Genomic DNA, 11,674 nt, shown 5'->3' on the forward strand with positions numbered 1-11,674 from the left:
GCCCTGTCAAAATCATGAAAAAGTCCCGCGCGGCATCCGGGGAGCGGCGTGAGACTCTGGCGGTGTTATTTAAAATTGGTAAACTGCAGATCGACGGTTAGATCGGCTTTTTTGAGCATTTGGATAATTTGCTGCAAATCATCCCGACTTTTCCCGGTCACGCGGATTTGGTCGCCTTGAATCTGACTCTTGACTTTAAGCTTCGAATCCCGAATCAGTACGTTGATCTTCTTGGCGTTCTCCTGATCGATGCCTTGTTTCAAATTAATCCGCTGGCGCACGGTACCCAAGGAAGCGGGCTCCACTTTTCCGTAGTCCAGGTTTTTAATCGGCAGACCGCGCTTGATCATTTTCGATTGTAAAATGTCAATGACCGCACCCAGTTTATACTCGTCATCCGAGACAATCACCAAGACATCCTTTTCGACCTTCAACTCGCTCTTGGTCCCCTTGAAGTCGAAGCGGTTGGCAATTTCCCGTTCCGTTTGGTCAATGGCGTTCGTTAATTCCTGCATGTCCATTTTGGAAACAATATCGAATGAGCTTTCGGAAGCCATAATCCACAATCCTTTCCCATATCTTATATTTCTTAATTATATGTAAAATAAATTACAAAGTCGAGCAAGAGCCCTCTTGCAAAAAAAGAAGGAGCGCCTTTGCCGCTTTCGGCTAGACGCTCCTAAGGGTTATTCGACGGTTCCTTCGCTGTTCAAACCTTCCTCGCCGCCTTGAACGCCGGTGCCATCGGCGCCTTCGTTCAAAGCGGTGCCCTGATCCCCATTCGCATTACCAAGGTTGAGCTGAATTTTGGTGGTGGATTTGCCGTCCTCCACGACTTGCCCACCGACCGTGATGACAGTGTTCGATGAAGCGCCAGACTTGATATACAGGCCTTCCGGACCGAGGTCATACGTCAAAACGTCGCCTTCGGACGTATTACTATAGTACAGCTTCTCTCCGCGGCGATCGCCCTTGCGGACTTCCACCCAGCTTTTTCCGGACGCTGTAATAACCACCTTCACCGGCTCGCTTCCTGAAGCCTGAACCAAAAATTTGGTCGTGCTCCCGTCTTTACCGTCAGGCGTCACCACAATTCCTTGCTGGCCGGTGTTTCCGGTTTCCCCATCCGTCCCGGTACCTTCGTTCCCTGCCTCCGTACCGTTGTCCTCGGGTACGCCATTACCGCCGGCATTCGGTGTCGCGGCGCCTCCACCCGGAGTGTCCCCGCCGGCTGTGCTGTCATTTCCGTTCTGGCCAGCGGCATTATTGGTTTTTCCCTCCTGGCGAACATCGGTTACTGGAGTCGGATCCGGCTCTTCCCCTTTCGCTTGGTCGCTTTTTCCCCACACGGCAAAATACATGTAAATAACGGCCAGGATCATAACGGCGAACGACCACATCAATGTCGTTGATAACCATTTGGAATTCCGCTCCGCCACACGGGAACTTCTCCGCTTCTGCAGCACCGGTTCCATTGTCGGCTCCGGGTCGACGTCCGGAACCTGCTGCTTGTGTTCCGTCAGCAGTTCATCCGCATCGACCCCGACCGTCTCGGCATAGGTTTTGATAAACGCACGAACATAGAAACTCCCCGGAAGCACCTTATAATCCCCTGATTCGATGGCTTCCAAGTACCTTTTTCGAATTTTTGTCATTTCCTGAACGTCGTCCAGAGACAGTCCTCTGGCTAGGCGGGCTTCCTTTAATTGCTGGCCCAAATCCGACACAACCATCACCTCCTGTAGTAATTCATCTTAAAGTTTGCTATATGGAGCAGCCTCACGGCCGCTTATAAATCGTCGGTATAAATTGTCGTAAACGTATCATAAACGATTTGCTCATCAGGATTGTTTCGCAATTCGATAATTATGTCAAAATTGTCATAAGTATATTCCGTTTCCTTCACGAATACATCCGGGTGTTCAATGACGATCGTGGACGGGCTTTCCATCAGATCCTGCAAAAGCTGATAGTGCTTTTCATTTGAACGCAAAGTGCTGATGATGCCATCGATAATAAACACATTGTGCGGATTCATCTCCTCCTCGGAGAGTTGACTCCGCACGGTCTGTCTCAACAGGGTAGAAGACACGAAAGTCCAGCGTTTCATCGCACAGACGCTTCCGGCGATAATGGATTCCGTCTTGCCGACTCGAGGCATCCCGCGAAGGCCGATGACCTGGTGTCCTTCCCTTTTAAATAATTCACCCAAAAAATCGACAAGCAATCCAAGCTCATCCCGCGTGAAGCGGAACGTTTTGCGATCGTCGGAGTCCCTGACGATATACCGGCCGTGCCGGACCGCCAACAAATCGACCAAACGCGGGCTGCGTAGGGCGGTCACCGTAATGCTGTCCGCTTTGCGCAGCATCTGGTCGATCAGGGTGATTTTGTCGTCGTCATCGCACTCCAGAAGAAGACCGCGAGTCTCCCCCTCGACTCCGTTGATAGTCAAGATGTTAACCTCCAGCATCCCCAGCATGGAGGCAATATCCCCGAGCAGCCCAGGGCGGTTATTATGTATTCTATATTCTAAATACCATTGTTTCGGCTCCATACTCCCACCTCGTTACTCTCTTTACCGTCATTCGACAAAATAGGTCTATTTTCCTGCTTTTTCTGTGAACTTGTTTTCCTTTTCCGTCGATCCCGCGAAGAAAAAAATAATCAATACGTGTTTTATGATATATAAAATAGAAATGAAAGGCAAGCCGAGGGGGGAAATGGGAGAAAAGCTCCCGTCAAGGGAGCTTTTCAAAGCCAGACTATGCGTTTTTCTTCGCCAATTTGACCATCAGACGAGCGATGGTTTTGCGCTCCTCCTCATCCCCCACGTCCCAAATTTCCTTTAGGGCGCGGTTGGATTCGTTTTGAGGATCGACCTTGTCGTCAAGAAATCCGCCGATTTCATAGGCGAGGTTAGAGATCGCTTCCTCGCTCATTCCCGCGTTTTCCGCGTGCTTCACGCGATCGCCGAGGAACTTTTTCCAAGTATCGAAATTTTTGAGTACTGTTGACATTTTTTAAATCCTCCTTCGGTTGGCGATTTAAAATCAACAGTCGTAATATGTCACTTTTCATCGAGCTTTATTCATGTACACACAAGGGGACAACATCAGGTGACCCAGCCGCCGTTCGGGCTGATGATCTGTCCCGTAATATAGCCGGATTCAGGCAGCGCAAGAAAATAGACCAACGAGGCGATCTCTTCGGGAGTAGCGAGTCTTCCCGCAGGAATTTCTTCCTCGAGCTGTCTCATTTCCTCCGCGTCGAAACGGGCCATCATTTCCGTTTTTACCGCCCCGGGGGCAACGGCGTTCACCGTTACTCCGGACGGGGCCAGTTCTTTGGCCAACGCTTTGGTAAATGCGTTGACGCCGCCTTTGGCCGCGGAGTAAACCACCTCGCAAGAGCCGCCGGATATGCCCCAAATCGACGAAACGTTGATAATTCGGCCGAACCGCTGCGCGACCATGTAGGGCATGAACGCCTGGCTGCACAGGAACACGCTTTTCAAGTTGACGTTCATGACGTCATCCCACGCTGTTTCTTCCACATCGGCCAGCATGCCGTAGTGGGAAATTCCCGCGTTATTGACCAGGATATCGGGCCGGAAACCATGGCTCTCCAGCTTTTCCTTCATCCGCAGAATCTGTTCCTTGCTTCTCAAATCAGCGGATACCGTGTAGACTCTGGACCCCAGCTCCAAACATTTGCGGGCGACTTCATTGGCGGCTTCGTGCGAGTTCATGTAGTGAATCACGACATTCATTCCGACGGAGGCGAAACGCTGCGCGATTTCCGCGCCGATTCCCCGGCTTGCCCCGGTAATAAGCACCGTCATTTCTCCGATGTTCTTCTCAATCCCATGTTGCCAAGCCATGCTAAGGGCTCACCACCAGCGATACGGCAAGCTGGTTCCAATCGATGTGCTCGCGCAGCCGCGCATTCACCTCATCGAGCGATAGCGATTCATAAACCGGCAGCACGTCGAAAAGGTCCCCGCCCCGGAACCGGTAACGCGTGAACTCATGGGCGATGTTCTCCGGCGAATTCAGCATTCTTAAATAGCCGCCGATTTTTTTCTTGCGGGCCCGTTCGAAATCTTCTTCCCGGTAACCGGAGGCAGTCACGCTCTTGATCTCCTCGGTTATCATTTGCAGCAGTTTTTCCGGATCCTTCGTATCCCCGCCGATCGCGGAAAACGCGTAATTGGGATTGCTGTTGTATTCGTGCGAAAAACTGTCGGAGATCAGATCCATATCATACAGCTTCTGGTACAATTTCGTACTTGGCCCCAGCAGCAAATCGAGCGCCACTTTGGTGGCCAGATCCCGACGGAGCAGTTCCGCCCCGCTAAAGCCGAGTTTGGTTTCCTTAAACCCGAACAGGCATTTCGGCAGTGAAACCGGCAGTTTGGATTCCCTGCGAACCTCATTTACGCCGCTCGGTTCCGGATCAAATTTTCTTTCGATCGCGCCTTGCGGCGAATATTCCTTTTTGGCCTGGTTATCCCGAACAAGACGGAACACCTCCTCCGGATCCACGCCCCCGACCACGAACAGCAGCATATTGCTGGGATGATAAAACGCATTGTAACAAGTATAAAGCGTCTCTTTCGTAATCGTCCCGATGGACTCGACCGTCCCCGCAATGTCGATATGCACCGGGTGATCCTTGTACATGGCTTCGATCAAGCCAAAATACACTCTCCAATCCGGATTATCGCGGTACATGCCGATCTCCTGGCCGATAATTCCTTTCTCCTTCTCCACGTTCTGATCCGTAAAGTAGGGATGCTGCACAAAATTGATCAACGTTTCCAGGTTGGCGGATATGTTCTCGGTGGCCGAGAACAGATAGACCGTCTGGTCAAAGCTCGTGAACGCATTCGCCGAAGCCCCCTGGGAAGCGAATTTGGCAAAGATGTCACCTTCGGGCTCCTCAAACATTTTATGCTCCAGAAAATGGGCGATGCCGTCCGGTACCGATACTTCTTCCTGGCCCGCCACCTGAAATCGGTTGTCGATGGAGCCGTATTTCGTGGAGAAAGTGGCGTAGGTTCTCTGAAATCCCGGTTTCGGCAAAACATAGACCTGCAGCCCATTATTCATCGTTTCCCGGTATAGTGTTTCTTGTAATGCATCATAGCGGATTTCTTCCACCGGTCATTCCTCCTTTGGCCCTGTCAGAAAGTAAATCGTATCCAGTTGGAACGTCTCAGCCGCTTTGACGACATCCGCCGCAGTGACCTTCTCCACCTGGGCGAGCAAATCCTCGACCGGACGCTCTTTGCCGGAGAGAACCCGGTTGAAATCATAGGCGATCATCTCAAACGCCGAATCTTGCATCTCCTGCAGACTGTTACGTATCATCGCCTTGGTCTGCGTCATTTCCAGATCGCTGATCTCCCCGGCGCGCATACTGTCCAACTGCGCCTGAATAATTCGGAGCGCCTTCTCATAGTTGGCGATCTCGATGCCCGATTGGATCGTCATCAAGCCTTTATGTCCGTCGTATCGGGAAGCGGCATAATAAGCGAGGCTTTCTTTTTCGCGCACATTCATAAACAGCTTGGAATGCGGATAACTTCCCAATATTCCGCTGTACAAAAGCGCGGCCGCATACTGATCATCCCTGTAAGTAATCGACGTCCGCAGCCCGAGGTTGAGCTTGCCCTGATTGACATCCAAGCGCTCTTGCACCGTACGGAGTTCTTTAGGCGGCGTATTCTTCTGCTCCGGAGCGTAGTTCGGCGAATCCGACCGGTCCAGGTCGAACATGTTCTCCACCAGTTCCTGCACCTCGGCGAGCGTAGTGTCACCGACCACATAGAGATCCAGACTGGCCTGGCGCAGCCAATTCCGATAGGCTTCGTACAGCGTTTCAGGCGTAATAGTATCCAGATCGCTGCGTTGCCCAAGCGGATGAAGCCGGTAAGGATCGCCCTCAAACATGACCTCTATACAGCGCTCAGCAGCGTAGCGGATTTTATCGTTAATGATGCTTTCCAGCTTCTTGCGGACATTTTCCCGTTCCGTATTCACATAAGCGGCACGGAAACCGCTATTCTCCAATACGGGCTTAGTTACGACCTCTCCCAAAAAGGCAAAGGTTTTGGCCAGCAGCGACTCCTGACTTTGCACAAAAGAATCATTGATCGTATCCATCCGGATTTGGACGATTTGATAATTGCCGCGTTTATAAATATCAAAACCGAATCCGGCGCCGTACATCAGCTCAAGCTGTTCCCGGAACTGAATCGTTTCCGGATAAGAAACCGTCCCCCTTCTCAATACGAATGGGGTCAACGCCGTCGCGGTAACCGTCTCGCTATCCAGCGGAATACCCGCATAGAGGGAAACGGCGAACGTCTTGAAACGGGTGGTTGGCAAAACGTGAACCCGAATATGGCCCGCGCTGCCGCGTTGAAATATCGTCTTGTTCAAGACCAAAACTCCTTTACGAGAGACTGAGTTTGCACGAATCAAATGAAATTCAGTTCCATTCTATACCAATCCAAAGGAAAGAAGCAACCTGGCGCAACGAGGCTGCTTCCTTGGATTCTTGAATTACATGCAGAAGATATGCTTACCGATCGTTTTCACTTGCGCGCGGGTCCAGATCCACTTCGAAGTCGCGGTCTCGGGGTTGAAGTAGTACAGACAGCCCCCGGAAGGATCCCAGCCGTTCAAGGCCTGCTGTACTGCCTTTCGGGCCGTTTCGTTGGGCTCCAGCCAAATTTGTCCGTCCGCTACCGCTGTAAATGCGCCGGGTTGAAAAATAACGCCGGAAGCCGTATTGGGAAAACTCGGCGATTTGACCCGGTTCAAAATAACGGCAGCGACCGCAACCTGTCCTTCAAATGGTTCCCCGCGGGATTCCCCGTAAACGGCGTTGGCCATAATTTTCAAATCGTTTTCGGATAATCCCATGGCGCTGGCCGGCGCCAAATCATTATTGTCGCCTCCCGCTTGTCCCTGATTATTGCCGGCCTTCGCCTTCTCATTCCCGGCAGTTTGGCCCTGACCTTCGCCTTGGCCTTGGCCTTGACCTTGGCCTTGGCCTGTCGCATACTCCATGCCCGGTTTCCAATCTTTTGTAGCGTTGTACAGTTTGAGCTTTGTCTTCGGACCGGCCAGTCCGTCAACCTTCATGCCGAACTCCGACTGAAACCATTTTAGCGATTCTCTCGTTTTTGGACCAAAGTAGCTGTCAAGTTTCCCGTAATAAAAACCGAGAAACTTTAGCCGCCCTTGAAGCTCGTAAACGTCCTTGCCAAACGCACCATAATCGATTACCTGTTCGCTGAAAACGGGTAAGGCATGCTTTGGCTTATCTTCATGGGTGCTTACATCATCGTTCGTTCGCCCGAACTGGCTGACCCCATAAACGATTCCGAACAAAAGCAGCACTAAACCGGCGGCAAACCATATTTTCATGTTCTTCATATGTTTAGCTCTACCTTTCTTTTGTGGAATTAACATAGTTGGCTGACCTTATTATGACAAGAGCAGGCTCTTCCTATTCACCACAAACATAAAGGCTTCAGCGTGAAAATCGCCTCAAGACTTTAAGAAGATGCGATATCCGAAAAAAAGCCTCCGCCAGCAGGACGGAAGCTTTAGTTACATGAAATGGATATAATGTTGATGCTATCTTAGCGTAACACTAAGAAGGAATTTTGCCTTGCTTAAATTGGTCGATCGTCATCAGCACCTCACGCGGCTTGCTGCCTTCGTAAGGGCCGACAACCCCCCGCGCCTCCATGGAATCGATCAGGCGGGCAGCACGGGTATAACCGACGCGCATGCGCCGTTGTAGAAGCGACACTGAAGCCTGTTTGGCTTCGAGAACAATCTGCACGGCCTGATCATACAATTCGTCCAGGACTTCTTCGTGGTCCGCCATCTCCTCTTCGACCTCGGGCACCAGACTTTCGTCATATTCCGCTTGTCCCTGCTCGCGAACATAATTGACGATCGCTTCAACCTCCTGATCGCTCATGAACGCGCCTTGAACGCGAACCGGCTTGGAGGCGCCCATCGGCATGAACAGCATGTCGCCGCGCCCGAGCAGCTTTTCGGCACCGGCCATATCGAGGATGGTGCGGGAGTCCACTTGGGAAGATACCCCAAAAGCGATCCGCGACGGAATGTTCGCCTTAATGACCCCCGTGATGACATCCACGGACGGACGTTGCGTCGCGATGATCAGGTGAATCCCCGCCGCCCGCGCCATTTGGGCGAGCCGGGCAATCGCATCCTCCACATCATTGGCGGCAACCATCATCAAATCGGCGAGCTCGTCCACGATGACGACAATGTAAGGCAAGACGGCGTCCGGATTGTCCTTCATCATCAAGTTATAACCCTCGATATTGCGCGAGCCCGATTTGGAGAAGAGCTCGTAGCGTTTTTCCATCTCGACCACAATCTTCTTCAGCGCGAGCGAAGCGCGTCTGGGATCAGTGACCACAGGGGTCAGCAGATGAGGGATGCCATTATAGACATTCAATTCGACCATTTTCGGGTCGACCATCATAAACTTCACTTCATCCGGTTTGGCCTTGTATAAGATACTGGTGATAATCCCGTTAATACAGACGGATTTCCCGGACCCGGTAGCTCCGGCGACGAGGAGGTGGGGCATTTTTGCCAGGTTGCCGACGATCGTCTGTCCGGAAATATCGCGTCCGAAGGCGATGGACAACTTTGATTCGGCCTCCACGAACGTCGGCGTCTCCATGACCTCTCGCATCGTCACCAGCGAAACCTCATTATTCGGCACCTCGATCCCGATGGCCGATTTCCCCGGGATCGGGGCCTCCATCCGAATGTCCTTGGCAGCCAGCGCCAGCGCGATGTCATCGGTCAAATTCACAATCCGGCTCACCTTGACGCCGATGTCAGGCTGTATTTCGTACCGTGTCACCGCCGGTCCGCGTACGACTTCCAGCACGCGGGCCCGTACGCCAAAGCTCTCCAGCGTGGCTTCCAACTTCCTTGCCGTTTGCATATAATCCGCCTGATCGCCGGATTTGCCCCCGCCGGCTGGCTTGGACAGGAGCCGGAACGGCGGCATCTTGTACGGCTTCGGGGCCGGTTTGGGCGGAGCCGGCGGCATTTCGGCCGCCTCAGCGGTCGGCGCTGCCTTAGACGAGCCATTGTCCTCTAATGGCGCATCCAGGCCGTCTTCCAACGGACCTCCGCCTTGCTCCGTCGTGACCGGGTCGCTATCACCGGCAGCAGGCTCGCCTTCAAACGACTGCGGCTCGTCCCAATCGGCCTCCTCCTCTGCGGATTGCTCTTCACCCTCCCGCTGGATGTGATCGAAAAAGTTACGGATGATCGGGCCGGTGTCGGCGAAAGAGCCGGCCTCCTCCCCATGTCCGGAATAACCCCCTTGATGGCTGCCCGCTCTGCCGCTTCCCGCGTATTCGACTTCGTTCCAATTCACCTCGGCGTTACCGTCGTGAATCGATGCGGCAGGCGGAGCCTCGGCCTCTTCGACAACCGTCTCGTCCGGTATCTTTGAGGCTTGCCCCTTATACCCAAACAGTTGAAAAAATACCGGCTTCTTTCGAAGTGGGGCCGGCGGAGCGGTAGGTACATCCGCTGCCAATTCCTCCTCCTCTTCCTCCTCGCGAATCACCGATTTTGTGGCCCGTTTTCCCTGGCTCGGTACGGGCACCGGACGGAGCATGCGGATCTTCTTGCCCAGCAGTTCGCCCAAGCCCCCCATTTTGCCCCGCAGCATCCGGCCCAGATCCACATAGGATAACCCGGTCACCAGCATAAAGCTGATCGCCAGCATCACGATCATAATCAACTTGGCTCCGGCCAGACCAAATAAGGAGTAAAGCAGTGCGAATTCCAGCCCGCCTATGTATCCTCCGCTGATGTTTAACTGGAGAAGGCTGAAACCCGAATCTCCCGCAGACGGATGAAACAAGGAACCCTGCAGATCCCGATGGATCTGGCCCAGGATATTGCCGAATGTCATCGGAACGACCGGTGCCAGCTTCTGGCTCATCGCCGCGATCGTGCTCATGAGAACGAAGGCCAGTGTGGCAAGCAGCAGTCCGGTTTTTCGCGTGGACCACCGATTCGGCCATTTTCGTCCGATCATAACCGCCAGTCCGACGTAAATACCAATTAAAGGAATGACAAAATAAAACTTGCCGAGGAGCAGCGCGGACATTTTGGACAAAGTTCGTCCAACCGCCGCCTCCCCGGACAAGGCGATGACGGATAAGGTGATCAGGATGATCCCATAAATTTCATATTTGAGCATACTGCCTATTGCTGCCTTTTTCTTCTTACGTTTGCGTGCCAAACAGGAACACCCCCCAGTTGAATATTATACCATATTCACTGAAGGGTACCATACAGATGTTCTCTTTTTTACTTCAACAACAGCGGTAAGAATACAACTTGCCGACCCGGTGCATAAGCGGGATTCAGATAATCATCCAATCCGCAGCGAAGGAGTCTTACGATCGTGGCCCGGTTGCCGGATTCCATCCGTACCTGCATCAACACGCCGCCGATCTCGATTTCAGAGTACATGTCGGCTACCTCGGGCTGCTCCCAATAGGCCTCCTCCGGAAGAATCGTGTAGTGGGTCACTGTGTCATCCCTCCTGCCGGTATCTTTGCTCTCCGCGATTCGATCAGGGTATTCAGCTTGCCCAGCCCTTCTCCGATCCCGCCGATACCATCGATCAGTCCGTACCTCACGGCATCATTGCCCCCTACCGCCGTACCGATATCCCGATTCAGTTCTCCGGTCTTGAACATCAATTCCTTAAAGGTTTCTTCCGGAATCCGCGAATGGGTGGTGACAAACCGAACGACGCGCTCCTGCATTTTCTCGATATATTCAAAAGTCTGCGGAACCCCGATCACCAGCCCGGTCATCCGGATCGGATGGATCGTCATCGTGGCGCTTTCCGCGATAAACGAAAAATCCGACGCAACGGCGATCGGCACCCCGATACTGTGGCCGCCGCCGATGACGACCGTAACCGTCGGCTTCGACAGGGACGCGATCATTTCCGCAATCGCCAGACCCGCCTCCACATCACCGCCGACGGTATTTAAAATAATGAGCAGCCCTTCGATCCGCGGATTTTGCTCCGCCGCCACCAATTGGGGGATCAAGTGTTCATATTTCGTCGTTTTATTTTGCGGAGGAAGGACGAGATGACCTTCGATTTGACCGATGATCGTCAAGCAATATACATTGGACTCTCCCTGGGTAGGAACGGCCGTTTGCCCCAATTGCTGGATCATGTCGGTTACGGCCGGCGGCTTTCTCTCCCCGTCAGGTTGAACCGGCGGAATATCGTTCTCCTGATCCTCCGAGGATCCTTTGCCGATCTGATTATTCATGTTCTCATCACGCTTCCTTTCATCCGCCTGGGCGGTATCGACTCTTACTGTTTTTTGTGGAGTGCTGCCTTTTTTGTTACTGCGTTTGTGCTGCTCCCCTGCCTGTCATCTGCTAGTATGCCGACTTTCCGTCAACCTCTATTCTTGAGAGCCCCCAATATCATTGGCGAAACGCAAAAAAAGCCCCCTCTCCCGCAAGGAACCGTCCAATATTACCGGCAGGAGAAGGGGCGACTGTGTGCCCAGTTATTAACTTTTTTTGTTGTACTTTATGCTTCC

General features: G+C 52.7%; 11 protein-coding genes. All 11 read right to left on the reverse strand.

The features are described 5' to 3' along the window. Positions 1-65: 65 nt before the first annotated feature. The 11 genes from V4U88_RS08915 to V4U88_RS08965 all read right to left on the reverse strand — a co-directional run bounded on the left by V4U88_RS08915 (position 66) and on the right by V4U88_RS08965 (position 11,395). The gene (locus V4U88_RS08915; RefSeq protein ID WP_334072923.1) at positions 66-557 is read right to left on the reverse strand and encodes a YajQ family cyclic di-GMP-binding protein; all 492 of its coding nucleotides are present in this window, start codon (positions 555-557) and stop codon (positions 66-68) included. A 129-nt stretch (positions 558-686) separates the two neighbouring features. Further along, entirely contained in the window at positions 687-1,727 is a 1,041-nt protein-coding gene (locus V4U88_RS08920; RefSeq protein WP_334072924.1) for a RodZ family helix-turn-helix domain-containing protein, read from the reverse strand. A gap of 62 nt (positions 1,728-1,789) precedes the next feature. Further along, positions 1,790-2,557, reverse strand: coding sequence for a DUF3388 domain-containing protein (locus V4U88_RS08925; protein WP_334072925.1), 768 nt, complete (start codon positions 2,555-2,557; stop codon positions 1,790-1,792). Positions 2,558-2,765: 208 nt separating this feature from the next. Continuing rightward, positions 2,766-3,020 carry a DUF3243 domain-containing protein gene (locus tag V4U88_RS08930; RefSeq protein WP_334072926.1) on the reverse strand — a complete coding sequence of 85 codons (255 nt, stop codon included), beginning with the start codon at positions 3,018-3,020 and terminating at the stop codon, positions 2,766-2,768. Between the two features lie 95 nt (positions 3,021-3,115). After that, positions 3,116-3,883 (reverse strand): elongation factor P 5-aminopentanone reductase, encoded by a 768-nt coding sequence (gene ymfI / locus V4U88_RS08935; protein WP_334072927.1) that lies wholly within the window; start codon positions 3,881-3,883, stop codon positions 3,116-3,118. A 1-nt stretch (position 3,884) separates the two neighbouring features. After that, positions 3,885-5,165 (reverse strand): EF-P 5-aminopentanol modification-associated protein YfmH, encoded by a 1,281-nt coding sequence (yfmH, locus tag V4U88_RS08940; RefSeq protein ID WP_334072928.1) that lies wholly within the window; start codon positions 5,163-5,165, stop codon positions 3,885-3,887. 3 nt (positions 5,166-5,168) lie between these two features. Continuing rightward, a complete protein-coding gene (yfmF, locus tag V4U88_RS08945) occupies positions 5,169-6,449 on the reverse strand; it encodes an EF-P 5-aminopentanol modification-associated protein YfmF (protein ID WP_334072929.1) in 1,281 nt (426 codons plus the stop codon). Between the two features lie 123 nt (positions 6,450-6,572). Further along, the gene (gene sleB / locus V4U88_RS08950; protein ID WP_334072930.1) at positions 6,573-7,451 is read right to left on the reverse strand and encodes a spore cortex-lytic enzyme; all 879 of its coding nucleotides are present in this window, start codon (positions 7,449-7,451) and stop codon (positions 6,573-6,575) included. A 220-nt stretch (positions 7,452-7,671) separates the two neighbouring features. Then, positions 7,672-10,338, reverse strand: coding sequence for an FtsK/SpoIIIE family DNA translocase (locus tag V4U88_RS08955; protein WP_334072931.1), 2,667 nt, complete (start codon positions 10,336-10,338; stop codon positions 7,672-7,674). Positions 10,339-10,406: 68 nt separating this feature from the next. Beyond that, a complete protein-coding gene (locus tag V4U88_RS08960) occupies positions 10,407-10,631 on the reverse strand; it encodes a YlzJ-like family protein (RefSeq protein ID WP_334072932.1) in 225 nt (74 codons plus the stop codon). Then, positions 10,628-11,395 carry a ClpP family protease gene (locus tag V4U88_RS08965; protein WP_334072933.1) on the reverse strand — a complete coding sequence of 256 codons (768 nt, stop codon included), beginning with the start codon at positions 11,393-11,395 and terminating at the stop codon, positions 10,628-10,630. Before V4U88_RS08965 ends, V4U88_RS08960 begins: the two co-directional genes overlap by 4 nt. Between the last annotated feature and the right edge of the window lie 279 nt (positions 11,396-11,674).

The organism is Paenibacillus sp. A14, from assembly GCF_036864815.1.
Lineage (GTDB): Bacteria > Bacillota > Bacilli > Paenibacillales > Paenibacillaceae > Fontibacillus > Fontibacillus sanfengchensis.